The 15615-nt window shown below is 42.4% G+C and carries 14 protein-coding genes and 1 pseudogene; all 15 read right to left on the reverse strand.

What is annotated here, in order from left to right; all coding sequences use genetic code 11:
* Nucleotides 1-128: 128 nt before the first annotated feature.
* The gene (locus ACQ4KW_RS19180; RefSeq protein ID WP_430884040.1) at nt 129-944 is read right to left on the reverse strand and encodes a 3-keto-5-aminohexanoate cleavage protein; all 816 of its coding nucleotides are present in this window, start codon (nt 942-944) and stop codon (nt 129-131) included.
* Nucleotides 945-955: 11 nt separating this feature from the next.
* Nucleotides 956-1339 carry a hotdog domain-containing protein gene (locus tag ACQ4KW_RS19185; protein WP_430884041.1) on the reverse strand — a complete coding sequence of 128 codons (384 nt, stop codon included), beginning with the start codon at nt 1337-1339 and terminating at the stop codon, nt 956-958.
* Nucleotides 1340-1492: 153 nt separating this feature from the next.
* Nucleotides 1493-2113 (reverse strand): V-type ATP synthase subunit D, encoded by a 621-nt coding sequence (locus tag ACQ4KW_RS19190; RefSeq protein ID WP_430884042.1) that lies wholly within the window; start codon nt 2111-2113, stop codon nt 1493-1495.
* An 11-nt stretch (nt 2114-2124) separates the two neighbouring features.
* Complete coding sequence (locus ACQ4KW_RS19195) at nt 2125-3498, reverse strand: V-type ATP synthase subunit B (protein ID WP_430884043.1); 1374 nt, start codon at nt 3496-3498, stop codon at nt 2125-2127.
* A gap of 11 nt (nt 3499-3509) precedes the next feature.
* Nucleotides 3510-5281: pseudogene (locus tag ACQ4KW_RS19200) on the reverse strand (V-type ATP synthase subunit A).
* A complete protein-coding gene (locus ACQ4KW_RS19205; RefSeq protein ID WP_430884044.1) occupies nt 5274-5915 on the reverse strand; it encodes a V-type ATP synthase subunit E in 642 nt (213 codons plus the stop codon). The pseudogene ACQ4KW_RS19200 and the gene ACQ4KW_RS19205 overlap by 8 nt, the downstream one beginning before the upstream one ends.
* Nucleotides 5916-5990: 75 nt before the next feature.
* Nucleotides 5991-6302, reverse strand: coding sequence for a V-type ATP synthase subunit F (locus ACQ4KW_RS19210; RefSeq protein WP_430884045.1), 312 nt, complete (start codon nt 6300-6302; stop codon nt 5991-5993).
* A gap of 11 nt (nt 6303-6313) precedes the next feature.
* Nucleotides 6314-6733 carry an ATP synthase subunit C gene (locus tag ACQ4KW_RS19215; RefSeq protein WP_430884046.1) on the reverse strand — a complete coding sequence of 140 codons (420 nt, stop codon included), beginning with the start codon at nt 6731-6733 and terminating at the stop codon, nt 6314-6316.
* Nucleotides 6734-6755: 22 nt separating this feature from the next.
* A complete protein-coding gene (locus tag ACQ4KW_RS19220) occupies nt 6756-8768 on the reverse strand; it encodes a V-type ATP synthase subunit I (RefSeq protein ID WP_430884047.1) in 2013 nt (670 codons plus the stop codon).
* Nucleotides 8769-8783: 15 nt separating this feature from the next.
* The gene (locus ACQ4KW_RS19225; protein ID WP_430884048.1) at nt 8784-9860 is read right to left on the reverse strand and encodes a V-type ATPase subunit; all 1077 of its coding nucleotides are present in this window, start codon (nt 9858-9860) and stop codon (nt 8784-8786) included.
* Between the two features lie 8 nt (nt 9861-9868).
* Nucleotides 9869-10222: a hypothetical protein gene (locus ACQ4KW_RS19230; RefSeq protein ID WP_430884049.1), complete on the reverse strand. Its 354-nt coding sequence runs from the start codon at nt 10220-10222 to the stop codon at nt 9869-9871.
* Nucleotides 10223-10404: 182 nt separating this feature from the next.
* Entirely contained in the window at nt 10405-11790 is a 1386-nt protein-coding gene (locus tag ACQ4KW_RS19235; protein ID WP_430884050.1) for a methyl-accepting chemotaxis protein, read from the reverse strand.
* Nucleotides 11791-12211: 421 nt separating this feature from the next.
* Nucleotides 12212-12970: a tryptophan synthase subunit alpha gene (trpA, locus tag ACQ4KW_RS19240; RefSeq protein WP_430884051.1), complete on the reverse strand. Its 759-nt coding sequence runs from the start codon at nt 12968-12970 to the stop codon at nt 12212-12214.
* On the reverse strand, nt 12960-14183 hold the full coding sequence (gene trpB, locus ACQ4KW_RS19245; RefSeq protein ID WP_430886608.1) for a tryptophan synthase subunit beta: 1224 nt from the start codon (nt 14181-14183) through the stop codon (nt 12960-12962). Before trpB ends, trpA begins: the two co-directional genes overlap by 11 nt.
* Nucleotides 14184-14208: 25 nt before the next feature.
* Nucleotides 14209-15612: an indole-3-glycerol phosphate synthase TrpC gene (trpC, locus tag ACQ4KW_RS19250; RefSeq protein WP_430884052.1), complete on the reverse strand. Its 1404-nt coding sequence runs from the start codon at nt 15610-15612 to the stop codon at nt 14209-14211.
* Nucleotides 15613-15615: the final 3 nt, after the last annotated feature.

Raw genomic sequence — 15615 nt, forward strand, 5'->3', positions numbered from 1 at the left:
ACACATAATATAAACACATAATATAAACACATAAAGAAACCGATTGGTCTGCGTACAAATGTACGAAACCAATCGGTTTTCATTTTTACTACAAATACTTTTTTAGTTCAAGGCCTTCTCTAATTCAACTACTTTACAATGTTAAGGATGCGACGCGCTTCTTCTGGTGTGGCAACCTCTCGGTTTAACTCACCAGCTATGCGTACAACACGCTCAACAAAATCAGCATTTGATTTGGCTTTAACGCCCTTTGAAAGATAAATGTTGTCTTCAAAGCCCACACGAACATGTCCGCCCATTAAAATGGCCATAGTGGTCAGAGGCAGCTGTGATCGACCAACGCCAGCAACTGTCCAAGTGGCATCTGCAGGCAACTTGTTGACCATGAAAAGCAAATCTTCCGGCGTGCCTGGGCAAGCTCCAGGGACACCTAAAACAAAGTCAAAGTGGATAGGCCCTTCAACGAGACCTTTTTTGCGAAGGGTCATGGCATTTTGAATCATGCCTCTTTCAAAGATTTCAAGTTCTGGCTTAACGCCAAGATCCATCATTCTTTTTGCAAACTTTTCAATGTACTCTTCAGAGTTCATAAAGACATCTGGACCAAAGTTGCATGTGCCCATTGAAAGCGTCGCCATTTCTGGTGAAAGCTCTACAGGTTGAAGCCTTTCTTCTGGACTGTGCCAAACAGCACCGCCTGTTGACGGTTGGAAAATAACGTCGCATTTCGCTTCAACAAGTTCCTTGATTTCCTTGTACATTTCATAAGCCTGTGTTGGAGAACCATCAGCATTTCTGGCATGAACATGGACTATTGATGCCCCTGCTTGCCAACACTTATATGCCTCTTCAGCAATTTCTTCTGGCGTAATAGGCAAGTGCGGCTGATGTTCACGAGTGACTTCAGCACCTGTTAGTGCTGCGGTTATAATAAGTTTTTCCATGAAGGGCCTCCTTATTTACGCTGCTTGTCTTTAGGCGTCACACAAGTTCCTGTGGCCTTACAAACAACAATAGGCTCTTCAAGAACGTCACACGCTGAATCGCTAATATCCGGACGAGGTACAATGACCTTTCTTGCTTCAAACTTCATTTTACGTGAAGAGTTACCGACCTTGACAATCTCTCCAACCGCTTCAATGTAGTCCCCTGCATAAACAGGCGCGCAGAACTCTACGCTTTCGTAACCTGCAAATAGACCTTCGTCACCGTCTTGACGGATAAGAAGTTCTGTTGCAACATCACCAAATAGCTGAAGCATTTTTGCACCATCAACCAAATTGCCACCATAGTGTGCGTCATGCATGCTCATACGCATGCGAATCATTGCTTGTTCCATTTTAAAACCTCCTGTGGGACACGACCTTACCGACATCCGTCCCGTATAAAGGGAAGGTTCATTCTCATTATAGTATGAAGATTCTTAAAAGAAAAGACCGGTTGTAAAAGATATCCATGATATTTTGTATGTTTTTCTATTAAGATTATTTAATCACTTGCCCGTGGATTTTGATTTGACCCGTTTGAGCCTGAAAAAATCTTCCCTTTCCTTCTCTTCAAGGGTTTCCTCAATATTCTTAACCAAGGCTTTATACTTTGGAATTTGTATTTTTTCAAGGGCATTGGCCCGCTTTTGTGTCTTCTTTATTTCCATAGCCAACTTATAAACTTTGGTTTCCACTTCAGCCAGTTCATAGGTTAAAAATCGAACCCTTCTAAACTTTCTCACCGCCGTGTCTAGGGCCGCATTGGTTCTATAAAAACCATAGCTAACCTGAAAGGGGTCTTTTTTATAGCGAACCTCTGGAATTTCCACACCCATGACTGAGGTTAAAAGAACCTGGTAGTCTTCAGAATTTGGAATAGAAATAGAGATTTCCTCAACTGTATTAAGCCCCAAAGTCACATTGGCAAACCGAAGGGCCTCATAGGCCTCTTTATAAACCTGCTTGATTTCCTTTTGAATGGTGCTGGCACGATCAATCAAACCCATCATTTCACGAATGAGAACATTTCGCTTTTTATCGAGCAGATCAAATCCCTTATTGGAAAAGCCTAAAAGACTCTTGGCTTTTAAGAGATTGGCCTTGGTTGGTGCTTGATTTTGATTCAAAATCGCCCCTCCTATCCCCTATAAAAGCTCTCAATGATTTCATCGCTCAATCTATCCAGTTCTGATTTAGGTAGAAGTGATAGAATATCCCATGCTATATCCAGGCTTTCCTTTACAGTCCTGTTGTCCTCCATCCCCTGGGTTACAAACTTCGCTTCAAAGGCACGCCCGAATGCCATGTACTTTTGATCCACCTCTGACAGGTCACTCTCCCCAATGATCTGGGCAAGGGCTCGAATTTCCTGGACCTTGGAATAGGAAGAAAAGAGTTGGTTGGACACATCGGGATGTTCCTTATAGGTGTACCCTTCCCCGATGCCATCTTTCATCAGCCGTGACAAGGATGGCAGAACATTGACCGGTGGATAAACATTGTCATAGTACAAGTCTCTGCTTAGAACAATCTGTCCCTCTGTTATATAACCCGTTAAATCAGGCACCGGATGGGTGATATCATCATTGGGCATGGTCAATATTGGTAAGAAGGTAATTGACCCCTTACGGTTACTTAGCATGCCTGCCCGTTCATACAAGGAGGCCAAGTCAGAATACAGGTAGCCTGGGTAGCCTTTTCGACTGGGCACTTCTTCCCTGGCAGAAGACACTTCTCGAAGTGCCTCGCAATAAGATGTTATATCTGTCATAACCACTAAAATGTTATAGTTTTCTTCAAAGGCCAAGTACTCAGCGGCTGTGAGAGCACACCGGGGTGTGCTGACCCTTTCCACTATGGGGTCATCGGCTAAATTTATAAACATGACAACATTTTCTAAAATTCCAGACGCCTCAAAACTCCTTCTGAAGTAGGCCGCGTCATCATGTTTGACCCCTATGGCCGCAAAGACAACAGCAAACTTCTCATCTGAGTCCTCTCCTATTTGAGCCTGTCGAACAATTTGCGCTGCTAACTCGTTATGTGGAAGACCATTGCCCGAAAAGATAGGCAATTTCTGTCCACGAATTAAAGTGGTCAAAGTGTCAATGGTCGATATGCCCGTTTGAATATAGTTCTTGGGATACTTTCTGGCCACTGGGTTTATGGGTCTGCCATTTATATTGTAAAACTGTCCAGAATAAATTTCTCCACCATCATCAACGGGATTGCCCACCCCATCGAATGTCCTGCCAAGTATTTCATGGGACAAACTTATTTGAAAGGGCTGTCCCGTAAAGGTTACAGATATATTTCGCGTGGACAATCCAGAAGTGCCTTCAAAAACTTGGGCAATGACCTTGTCTCCGTCAATTCGAATGACCTTGCCCATCCTTGGTCTTTCCCCATCCACCTTAATATGAACAACTTCACCATAGGACGCTGCCTCAACACCAGACAATATAACCAGAGGCCCTTCAATTTTGTCGAGGGTTAAATATTCTCGTTTCAAAGTCTTCCCCCCTAACTTTCCGCATACTGAACCATGAGTTCATTGTAATAACTCTCTATTTCTTGTCTCAGTCGTCCTAGACCCGTTAAATCTTCATTTGGAATTGTGTACTTCATTTTCATCACCTTAGAAAAGAGTTCATCATCTTTGGCTTTTGAAATAGGCACCCCTAAGTTCAAGGCATCCTTAGCCCGGTCATACAAATACTTAATCATTTCAAGCATAAGGTGCTGTTTAGGAAGGGGCACATATGTATCATCCTTATGGAAGGCATTTTGCTGCAAATAACCAATTTTTATAACTTTGGCTATTTCCAAAACCAGCCTTTGATCATCGGGGAGTACATCTTCCCCCACGAGGGCAACAATGTCAGCCAACTTATTTTCCTCAAACAATAAACGAATCATCTCATTGCGCAGTTCCACAATGTCCCCACTTACATTTTCTGTGTACCACGGGGAGAGTATTTTTATGTAGCCGCTGTAGCTTGTCAGCCAGTTTATAGATGGATAGTGCCTCGCATAGGCCAACTTTTTATCCAGGGCCAGAAATGCATTGACAAAGCGTTTTGTGTTCTCTGTGACAGGCTCTGAAAAATCACCGCCAGCTGGGGAAACAGCGCCAATAATTGTCACGGAAGCCTCTTTATCATTAAGGGTTGTAACATAGCCCGCCCTTTCGTAAAACTCCGCCAATCTCGATGGTAAATATGCCGGATACCCCTCTTCAGCAGGCATTTCTTCAAGTCGACCAGATATTTCCCTGAGGGCTTCTGCCCAGCGAGATGTGGAATCTGCCATTATGGCCACATCATATCCCATGTCACGATAGTACTCTGCCAGGGTTATGCCCGTATAAATACTGGCCTCTCTAGCTGCAACAGGCATATTTGAAGTGTTTGCAATCAGGATGGTTCGCTCCATTATCGGTTTGTCCGTTTTAGGGTCAATCAACTTAGGAAATTCTTCGAGAACATCTGTCATTTCATTGCCCCGTTCTCCACAGCCAATATAGACAATAATGTCCGCATCTGACCACTTGGCCAGCTGATGCTGGGTCATGGTCTTACCTGTGCCGAAACCACCTGGTATAGCCGCTGTTCCACCTTTGGCAATGGGGAAAAAAATATCGAGAACCCTCTGTCCTGTCACAAGGGGTTTTGTCAGCATTTTTCTTTCCTCAACAGGTCTGGGTTTTCTTACAGGCCACTCCTGATACATCTTTATGCCGTGCTCTTGTCCCTTGTTATCACGTAGGGTTACAAGTTTTTTTCAATAGTATAGGACCCGCTTTCAGCAGCCGCAATAACTTTCCCTTCAAGTCCTGGTGGAACCATGACACGGTGCTCAATCAGACTAGACTCCTGAACGCGTCCAATCACCTGTCCAGGTTTTAAAGTGTCTCCAACCGCCACATCCATCTGAATGGCCCATTCCTTTTCAAAGTCAATGGAAATGAGTCCAATCCCTTCAGGAATAAAATCAGCACATAGGTTGTTAATGGTGTGCAGTGGCCGCTCAATACCGTCAAAGATATTGCCGATTAGACCCGGTCCCAACTTTAAAGACAAAGGCCTGCCAGTGGACTCTACAAATTCACCCACTTGAAGCCCTTCCGTTTCCTCATAAACCTGTATGGTCCCAATATCACCATCGAGGGAAATAACCTCTCCTATAAGTTTTTTCTCCCCCACAGTGACCATTTCTCTCATTTTATAGGTCTGCATCCCTGAGGCTTTCACGACAGGTCCGTTGACCATTTCTATTACTGCGCCCTTATGCATTTGAATCCCTCGCTTCGTTGATTATTTCATAAACAAGCTGTCCCATATACCGTTTGTTGTCTCTTAAGACGGCGGCTAGAGAAAAATCTATGCGAACAGACCGGTCTCCGTCATACACAACAAAGCCGCCAATAATATCTTCTTTTGTAGAAATTAATTTAATTTGATTTGTCCTGTATCCAGCTTTGTGTAGGGATGCTTCAATAATCTCTCCATATTGCTGGTGGTCATATTGGGTCAACTCAACAATAACCTCTTCAAACTCATGGAACCGCTCTAAGGTTACTTTGAGATTGTCTTTAAGAAACATAGCATATATTTCAGATTCAACGAATAAGTGTATCCTGTCCTTAACAGAATCAATCAATTCCTCAATGAGCATCTGGCGAGTTTTTAACACCCGGCTCTTATTTTCACTCTTGGCCTTTGAAATCATCCTTTTGCTTTCTTCCTTTGCCTTATCTTCCATTTTTTCAATGAAAGCGACTTTCTTATCTAAAATGTTTTTTTCAAATGCCTTGAGTTCTTTTTCATTTTCCCCTTCAAGAGCCTGTAACCTCGTGTCATACTTATCAATAACTTTTTGCAGAACCGCCTTTCGAAACAGATCCAACTTATCATCAATGGTAATCAATTTTTCACCTTCTTTTCGGTATCTGCTCTAACAATCGCTTAATCCCGTCTCAACGAACTATAAGACAGACTCTCACTATAATTTGAGACCAATAGATTCTCGAATATACCGTGTGAGTCTGTCGTCATCTCCCTCCCCATCTTCATGGGTTCCAGGGATTTGTACAATGAGAGTTTCCGAAGCCTCGAGTTTTCTTTGCATAATAGCTTGCTCAGCTATTTTCATAATGCCACCCGTGATCATTATGATGCCAACTTCATCATCTTTAATGAGTGCATCGATTTTTCGAATAATATCTTCTTCCTTTTCAAGGATCATGCCACTTATACCTGTGAGTCGCATGCCAATAAGTGTTTCTTTATTATCACTAATTAAAAATGACTTCATAATGCACCTCTTTATAAACGTCCCAAAATCAAAATAGATATAATGAGACCATAGATGGCAATCCCTTCAGCCAAGCCTACAAAAATCAAGGTTTTACCCAGAATTTTAGGGTCTTCACTAACAGCACCAAGGGCTGATGAGCCTACAGCGCCCACTGCATACCCCGCTCCAATCGTTGCAAATCCAGTACTCAGGGCCGCGGCTATAAATCCCAAGCCCGATGGACTTGCCACCCCTTCTTCAGCAGCGGCATAGGCCATATCAGGCATAATAAGCCCAATAGCTATAACCATGAGAGGCACATAACCTATCAAATTATATGTAAGAATCTTCTTTAATTTTGCCTTTCCGGCATCTTTATTGATCAGGACAAGACCTGCCATAACGGTTGCAAAGACAATGGTCATACTGAGTCCAAGAATTATTTTCATATGTTTCCCTCCAATACATTTTTTATGGCTGACTGTTTATATTGACGGATGCCGGCACAAAAGGTATGCCCTCGCCGGTATAATATTTACTGAACAACTCGTAATAGACCAGACGCAGGCCTTGTATAAATACAATAAGCCCCTCTAGGAATATGACAATAATATTTCCAATAATAAACATGGAAATGTCACCTGCCAAACTCCCTATGATACTGGCCATGGTGTGAAAGGCAATAAAGAGCCCCACATGATTCAGAGCAAATGCCCCCACCCTAATAAAAGATATGCTGTTTGACAACATGCTTAAAAGGGTCTCAAGAATATCAAATCCACTTTCCACATAGTATTCGCCCACTGATGCATGGTGGAGGGGCCTGTGTCCCTTCATAAAATTAGCCAAGGGTTCCCTAAAGACAATGCTTGCTATTGATACAAGGATTAAACCCTTAAAAACGCCTGCAAATAGGTTTGTCTCTATTACAAACCGACCGAGAATCATGGCGAGTAGGGAGGCATAAAGGGTGAGGCCTGCAAGACCATTCCGTCCAAAAAGGCCTTCCTGAATATCCCCCACCTTCATTTTATTAAAGACACTGTATCCAAAGCTTATAAAAAGAAGGACCAGACCGATCACTATGGAAGACATAAGCACAGTATTAATGTTTTCAATCGGTCTAAGAAAGAAGTATTCTGCCGCCTCTTCAATGCCTGTCACTTGAGCGACAAAATGTGAGATTATATGTTCATATCCAAAGACACTGTCATAAAGGAGACCAAAGACCATAGAACTTATGCCCAGCCGTGAAAGTATGGCCCCATAGAGATTGTCTGAGCGCCTTCGTGTCATAAAAAGGCCTGCCAAGTATAGAACCAGACCTTGTCCCAAGTCACCAAACATGGCTCCAAACAAGAGCATGTAGGTTAAGCCCAAAAACACAGTCGGGTCAACTTCTGTATAGGATGGCGTGCCATACATTTCAACCAAAAGTTCAAAAGGTTTTAAAACCCTGTTATTCTTTAGTTTCGTTGGTGGTATGTGGGTCTTTGAAGTTTCTCCAATTTCTTTAAATCCAATTATGATATTGTATCCCACATCTTCAAGAGCCTCTTTAATGATTTCTTTGTCCCCCTCACCGACCCATCCGGACAAGTAGAAAAAGTTATTTGTGAAGGCTGTTTTCTCTTTCAGCTCTGCCACTGCCTGCTCCATAACCGTTCTTGAGTAACAGCATGCAATGGACTGAGCAAATTTCTCCTCACTCTCCTTAATTTGAGTCTTTAAATCAGATAAGTCTCTTTCTATTTCTTGAATGCGCATCTCGATTTTTTCTATCATGTCTGGCACGGGTCCCAGATAAGATGGTAGAATCTTTATTTCTGTAAAATAAACTGATTTCAGTATGCGAACGGTCTCTGTTTCAAGGGCGGTTGGGGAAATGATTAAATAGGCCTCTTCATCCTTAAAGGCTCCTATATGCATGGCCGCCGCTGAAACATTTTCATAGTTCATAGTGAACTTATTCCTATTCTCCTTTTTCATGGTTCCCAGCTTCATTGTGAAGTGTTTCATTTTATAAAGGGCCTTCATATCCACATCAAGCCCTTTTAATCCACCCACCACTTGAAAATTCTTTAGAATCTCAAGCTCTTTTTCCAGTCTTTCTTTTCTATGGTTGATGTCTTTGAAGTGTGTGAAGATGGTGTCAATTTCCTCCTCCACATCTCCGTAAGAATAGTCTTCTTCAAAATAAGTCCGCTTGACCTGCCTAGGAATGTCCATTAGAACCATAAGTTCTTCCAGTTCCTCTTGTATTCGCTTGAAACTCTTATCTGTTCTATAGGGTTTGATCATGCACATGTTTATAATTTCCTCGAGATTCTCCTCCAGCATATTCAGGGTAAAATTGCTATCGTCGATCTCTGTCACCGCATCAATGAGGTGGACATTCTCCATAAGAACAATCCGTCTTAGGATTTGATCCAAATGATCTTGATGGGCGACTATATTCATCATTTTCATTTTTTCAACTGCCACTGATGATCCCCCTTTCTATAGCCCTGACTGGGGCAAGGGACTTGGTTCTGGTCTGATACGAACAAGGTACTTACGCGTCTCTTTCTTATCAAATCCATAGCGTTTGGCCTCAAATATAGTGAAGAGGTCGCGTATTTCATACTCCATTTGATGCATATAAACCATGGACTCAATGATATTCATATGACTTGTTCTCTTGAGTCGCATAAACTCATCGTAAATATATCGTTCCATGTTAAGTTCAAGAAAAACTTCAAAGTCCTCGCGCTTGACGAGAAACCCGTAGGGACTTTCTTTTATGTAAGAGAGCGCCTCTTCCAAGGAAGGGGCATAACATAGTCTTTTCAGGGACTTATAACTTAACTTATGCCCCCCTAAGAGGGTGTAGTTAAGAAGTTCCTCTGCCGACAAACCATAAAATTTTCTACCCCTGTAAATCCACTGTAAATTGAGTATGTCTGTGTTTTTTCCTAAAATTTCTTGCAGGGGGATCTGGTCCGACTTATCCAGTTTTTCCACCTGTTCATTCAATTTCTTAAAATAGTATCTGTCCAGGTTCATTTCCATATAGAAAATACGTCTCTTTGCGGATTCATCCATATAATAGCTGATAATTTCTTGATATGGTGTGCCTTCAAGGGCATCAAGCAAGTCTTCCAGATTTCTTGATTGACTGAGCCGTTCATAATCTAGGGTTTTTGTCACGCCTAGAATAACCATATGATCCATCAGAATAGAAACATCTTCGCCCCTCTCCAGCGCCCTGATAAAGAGTTTTAAATCCTCCACTTCATATCGCATAAAGAGAACCTTAAAGAGTTTTCTATAGTCATCGACGAAATAATGGATGAAGGCTTGTATGCGCATAAATAGGATTTTTCGAAACACAACCTCCAAATGATCAATAATTGCATTATCTGGATCAATCTCTTCAAGATGGTGGACGTATGAGGTTTTACTTTTTAGGTAACTAATCATTTCAGAAAGACTGGACATATCAAGAAGGTTCTCATAGTCATCACCGGTGAGCAATCGTCCTTCCAGGGCACGTATTTTTGTGTTAATTGCTGCAAATCGTTTTACACTGCCCATACACCCTCCTAATCTGTGTGCCTCGACTGGCGAATCACGTCTTCAAATAGTCTTATAAAGACCTTTTCGACCATTTCATCCTTTTTTTCCTCTAGCAGGCGGTTTAAATGTTCACACTCTTTTTCTCCGGCCTTTTCAATTTTGTCGACCTCTTCTTTTGCTTGTGACAAAATTTGATCATAGACCACTTTGGCCTCTTTTCTGGCCTCTTTCATAATTGAAAATTCAAGATCCTTTTTCTTTTTCTTTAGTGCATCGTACCTGTCTTTTTCTTTTTGAATGGCATCCTTCTCAACTTGTACAGCTTTTGCATCTATCTCTAATATTTTCTGTAAGGTTTCCTCTATCATTTTCGTCTGCATACTATCACCTCATTGGAAGACTTCTACACCGCAGTCTTTAAACCTTCAAAATTTTCTGATAACTCAACTTGTACAAGGGTTATGGATATAATACCCATCTATCCTCTAAATACGCCAAATAAAAGGTCTATAGCCAGCTGGAGCTCCCCACCGACTATAGACCTTTCAAATCATGTATTAATTTACGTGAGTCTTTTCAGCTCATTAAGAATTTTAACAACAAAACCAGACAATTCATCCATTTGATGCAGGTAATTGTCTGCGCTTTTATGATCATCTTGCTTATAAGCCTTTACAGCTTCCATGGCAAGATCATGCAGTTTTTTATGTGGTTCATGCAATTTCTCAACAATGGTTTTAAATTCAGGTTTGGATTGTCCCCGCATGGTGACCCAGCGGCCCAATCTGCACTTTGTATGGTCTCCCATAGCCGCTGGGTCGATTTTATCATACCCTAGGATCATGTTATATATCCTCCAGCGCCAATTGAGATGGTCGGTAATACACAAATCAATGGAGTCAGCATCATTAATATAATCAGCATTATGTACCAGATCACGTCTTAAATTATCAATGCCTACAGAAATATCAAACATGGCTTGGCCTGTTCTAACACACTCCCCATAGAGTTGTTTTGTCTGGTCATTAATGACTGTCAAGTTGCCTGCAACTTCTTGGGAAGCCGCCGTCTGCTGATCTATGCTTGAACTGATTTGTCCCATATTGCCTTGTATGCCTTCCACACCACGCACGGCCTCATCAATAGCCTTTGTGGCATCTTCCACCCGCGCTTTGCCTTTTTCAAAAACTTTTTGAGACCCTTCCATGGACTTGACTGCCTGTCCGATTTGTCCACGAAGTTCATCAATGCTTGACTGGATAAAATCCACTGATTCTTTGGTGCTCTCCGCCAATTTCTTGATTTCCTCTGCCACAACAGAAAAACCTCTGCCGGCTTCTCCTGCCCGAGCCGCTTCAATGGAAGCATTCAGAGCCAATAAGTTGGTCTGGTCTGCAACGGACTTGATGAGTTCCACCATTTCATCGATTTTTGTCGTCTTGTCACGCACACCCTCAATTTGCTTGTTGGTTTCCATAACTTGTTCAAAGGAGGTCTGGATAAAGTCAAAGGCGTCCATAACCTGCTTCATACTGTCACGCGTTGCCTCAACAGTGTCATTGGCTGCCTTGGTTGAATCACTGACAAAATGGGAGACGTCTTCAATGGTTGCTGACATTTCCTGACTGCTCGCTGCAACGGTTTCAACAACTTCTGCCTGTTCATTGACATCATTTATCATATCTTTCACAAAATCCATGCCCATCATAAACCGCATGAGTTCATTTGTACTTTGTAGTATGGGCGTATGGCTGGAACAATTGCTACAAACCATTTTTTCCATAGCCTTCAGCACATAATCAGGAACCAAGTCCTTGTTCTCATCCCATTTTATCTCGTCATTTGCCACTTTTTCAAACCAAATCTTGAGCCTGCCCAGTTCATCATTGCCCTTGGTGCTTTCCTTGCTTCTATTCCTTCCAAACATGTCCGACCAACCCTTTCGCATCGAATTTTTCGTTTCGACTTTCTTACTTCAGGCGCTTGAAAAATTACAAATACACGTCCTCTTCATAACATATATAGAACCTTTGATTCTTAAATAACTATATATGGTATAACGAAGACTCTTGAATGATATTTTGCAAGTCGCTCACTTGAAGCTTTCTTTTAAAATTTTAGACTTTCTTTTAAGATTGTAGACTTTCTTTTAAAGTCAGAAACTTATAAAACATTCATCCCAACCCAATAATTATATACCACTTTTTAAGAAAACCTATTCATTAAGGTGTATTAATTTACACAAGTCTTGATCAGGACAGTCTCCACTAGGTAATTGGCATTACAGTATCCATATTCACTCAAAATCTTTGAATGAGATACTAGGACGACTTGTATAGAAAAATGCAAGGGGTATTGTATAAATCTTTCTAAAGGACAGCTTTCACACTTTGGATAAAAGCACAAAGCTTAGGCCCTCTTTCAGATGCTGAAGTCATCTCAAGCATTTGACATATTTTTGATCCAATAATCACACCATCAGCATGTTCTGAGGCCAGCTTAGCAGACTCTATACTATCAATTCCAAATCCAGATAAAACAGGTACTTTTGTATGCTTTTTTATTGCCTTATAATTGGCAATGACTCGCTCATCTACTCCATGACCATTTTGACGACTTCCAGTGATGCCTAAGTAGTTCACGGAATATATAAAGCCACTGGCAGTCTGTACAATGTCTTCAATACGTTTTGACGATGTGGGTGAAGTGAATGTGATCAAATCCAGTCTGCCAAAATCAAACTCTCTTTTTAAGTCCATTTGAGCTTCAAGTGGAAGGTCTGGTATCACAAGGCCTCTAGCGCCTGCATCCTCAACCGCTTCGATAAATGCCTCTACACCAAATCCAAAAAGGGTGTTGAGATACACCAGGATGTAAATGGGGATGTCTTGATGCATCTTTCTAATTTTGAAAACCATATCAATGGCTTTCCTTGGGGTCATACCGCCCGCAATGGCCTTGTGTGCAGTCTCCCTAAGAAGTTTCCCATCAGCCAGAGGATCTGTATGTGGAATACCCAGCTCTAAATAATCGGCCCCTCCACGGACTGCCATTTCAACCAAATCAAGAGTTGTCTCTTCATCAAATTGGCCCAACATGAAAAAGGGCATTAGGATTTTATTCTTCATGGTTTCGCTCGCTTTCCATTTTCAATACAGTGTCCATATCCTTATCCCCTCGTCCCGACAAATTAACAAGTATTATTTTGTCTTTGCCCATATTCCGAGCTGTTTCCATAGCCCCCGCCAGGGCATGGGCACTTTCAAGGGCTGGAATTATGCCCTCCATACGGCTCAGAATGTGAAAGGCTTCCAGAGCCTCCTTGTCTTTAATCCCTATATACTTTGCACGGCCTGACTCATGATAAAAAGCATGTTCAGGACCAACACCAGGATAATCCAGTCCAGCCGATATGGAATGCACAGGGGCGATATGTCCCTTATCATCATGCAGAAGGACCGTGCGCATCCCATGGATAATGCCGTCCCTGCCAAGTCCTATTGTTTTAGCATGTTCTCCCACTTCGTTTGACAGACCACCCGCTTCCACACCGAGCATTTTTACGGTTTGGTCTTTCTCGAAGGGATGGAAAAGTCCAATGGCATTGCTGCCTCCACCTATGGCTGCCACAAGTATGTCTGGAAGCCGACCTGTCATTTCTAGAATTTGCCTGCGGGCTTCTTCACCAATGATTTTCTGAAAAGACCGAACCATTAGGGGATAGGGATGGGGCCCGACAACCGAACCGATCACATAAAATATATCCTCTGCATCAGCCACCCAGTCGCGAATGGCAGCACTTGTAGCATCCTTCAATGTCCCTTCTCCTTCAAGAACAGGTTTAACTTTTGCTCCAAGAAGTTTCATCCTTGATACGTTGGAGGCCTGTCTCTCAATATCCACTTGTCCCATATAGACTGTGCACTTCAGTCCAAATAAGGCACAAACCGTTGCAGTGGCAACCCCGTGCTGACCTGCGCCCGTTTCTGCAATAATATTTTTCTTGCCCATTCTTTGAGCCAGCAGAACCTGGCCAAGCACGTTATTGAGCTTGTGGGCCCCAGTGTGATTAAGGTCTTCTCTTTTTAGATAAATCTTTGCACCGCCTATGCTATCACTCAACCTCTTGGCATAATACACCGGGGTGGGTCTGCCACTATAATGTGTGTATAGGTTGGCCAAGTCCCTCAAAAAATCTTCATCTTTCATGGCCTCATAATAAGCTTTTTCTAAATTTTCAAGGGGTTGCATCAATGTTTCGGGGACAAAACGTCCTCCAAATTTTCCAAAGTAACCAGTATGTTTTGTCATTATTATTCCCGCTTTCTTTCCATTTATCATTTTCATACTCTGTTCAAATTTGCTTTTAAAGTGACCGCACCACTTTGACAAAAGAACGCATCTTTTCAGGGTCCTTGTAAGCACCAGATTCAATCCCAGAGCTTATATCCACCACATCAGGCCTTAGGGTTTCAATACAATCTTTTACGTTGCCTTCATGAAGACCACCGGCTGATATTCGGTACCCCTGATTATCTGGCAGGGCTTTTTCCCACAAAAAACTTTTGCCTGTCCCGCCTGCCATATTTTTATGAAAGGTATCATACACAAGACCTGACGCCCCAGGGATATGTGGCGGGTCATGCACCGGCTGATCAGCCTTTACAGCAATGGATTTCCACACGGGTCGATTTATATCGTAGTTTTCCACCACTTCCTGTCCATGGAGCTGGACGATATCCAGACCACAAATCTCCGCTATTCTGACAACATCTTCTTTGGCCTTATCCACAAAGACACCAACACTTCTTATGGATGGATCCAGTTCTGCTATAAGACTCTTAGCGGTTTCAACACTGACTTGTCGTTTGCTGCTGGCAAAGACAAACCCCACATAGTCCACATGCAGTTCATTGGCAATTCGTACATCACTTATTCGTCTCAAACCACACATTTTAATGCGACATTTAGAATCATAGCCAGTGAAAGCCCTTAAAAAATCTTGATCTTGACTGGTCATTAAGCTTTCGCCAACAAGAAAGGCATGGGCTCCTCTTTTGACTAATCTATCCATATCAGCGCTTGACTTTATGCCGCTTTCACTGACCACCAGCCTGTTTTGGGGGATGAGGGCCATAAGTCTTTCTGTGACTTTAATATCTGTTTCAAAGGTTCTAAGGTTTCGATTGTTAATGCCAATCACGGCCTCTTTTAACTTGAGTGCCTTCATAAGCTCAAGCTGGTTGTGGGCTTCAACAAGAACATCTAAGTCAAGGGACCGGGCGTACATATAGAGCTGGTTGAGCTGGCTTTGATCCAGTATCCCCGCAATGAGAAGGATGGCATCTGCTCCACTGATTTTTGCAAAATCAACTTGTATGGGGTCTACAATAAAATCCTTGCACAAGATAGGTATGGCCACGGCCTGGCTCACGGCGCGCAAGTCTTTCAGACTCCCTTTAAAAAAATCTGGTTCTGTTAAGACCGATATGGCGCAGGCGCCATTTTTCTCATATTTAAGGCTCTGGGCTTGGGGACATGCACCTGCATTGATGTCTCCCTTTGAAGGAGAGGCCCTCTTAAACTCTGCTATGACAGCCCTCTCACTCCGTTTATTGACAAGGGCCTGCTTAAAAGTTTGACGAAGCCTTCTCCTTTGTTGAAGGGCCCTTTTATGAATTTGAAGTCTCTCCTTTTCTGTGTATCCTGCTTTGACCGTTTCGATACGCATAATCCGGCTTGAAACAATTTCTTTTAAAATGTCATGCATGGT

The organism is Tianxiuia mixotrophica, assembly GCF_050596425.1.
Taxonomy (GTDB): domain Bacteria; phylum Bacillota; class Clostridia; order Peptostreptococcales; family Acidaminobacteraceae.

What these genes read in the sequence shown, in the direction of transcription:
- ACQ4KW_RS19180 (WP_430884040.1), bottom strand. Translation starts at nt 944, where the DNA reads ATGGAAAAACTTATTATAACCGCAGCACTAACAGGTGCTGAAGTCACT.
- ACQ4KW_RS19185 (WP_430884041.1), bottom strand. Translation starts at nt 1,339, where the DNA reads ATGGAACAAGCAATGATTCGCATGCGTATGAGCATGCATGACGCACAC.
- ACQ4KW_RS19210 (WP_430884045.1), bottom strand. Translation starts at nt 6,302, where the DNA reads ATGAAGTCATTTTTAATTAGTGATAATAAAGAAACACTTATTGGCATG.
- ACQ4KW_RS19215 (WP_430884046.1), bottom strand. Translation starts at nt 6,733, where the DNA reads ATGAAAATAATTCTTGGACTCAGTATGACCATTGTCTTTGCAACCGTT.
- ACQ4KW_RS19225 (WP_430884048.1), bottom strand. Translation starts at nt 9,860, where the DNA reads ATGGGCAGTGTAAAACGATTTGCAGCAATTAACACAAAAATACGTGCC.
- ACQ4KW_RS19230 (WP_430884049.1), bottom strand. Translation starts at nt 10,222, where the DNA reads ATGCAGACGAAAATGATAGAGGAAACCTTACAGAAAATATTAGAGATA.
- ACQ4KW_RS19235 (WP_430884050.1), bottom strand. Translation starts at nt 11,790, where the DNA reads ATGCGAAAGGGTTGGTCGGACATGTTTGGAAGGAATAGAAGCAAGGAA.
- trpA (WP_430884051.1), bottom strand. Translation starts at nt 12,970, where the DNA reads ATGAAGAATAAAATCCTAATGCCCTTTTTCATGTTGGGCCAATTTGAT.
- trpB (WP_430886608.1), bottom strand. Translation starts at nt 14,183, where the DNA reads ATGATAAATGGAAAGAAAGCGGGAATAATAATGACAAAACATACTGGT.
- trpC (WP_430884052.1), bottom strand. Translation starts at nt 15,612, where the DNA reads ATGCATGACATTTTAAAAGAAATTGTTTCAAGCCGGATTATGCGTATC.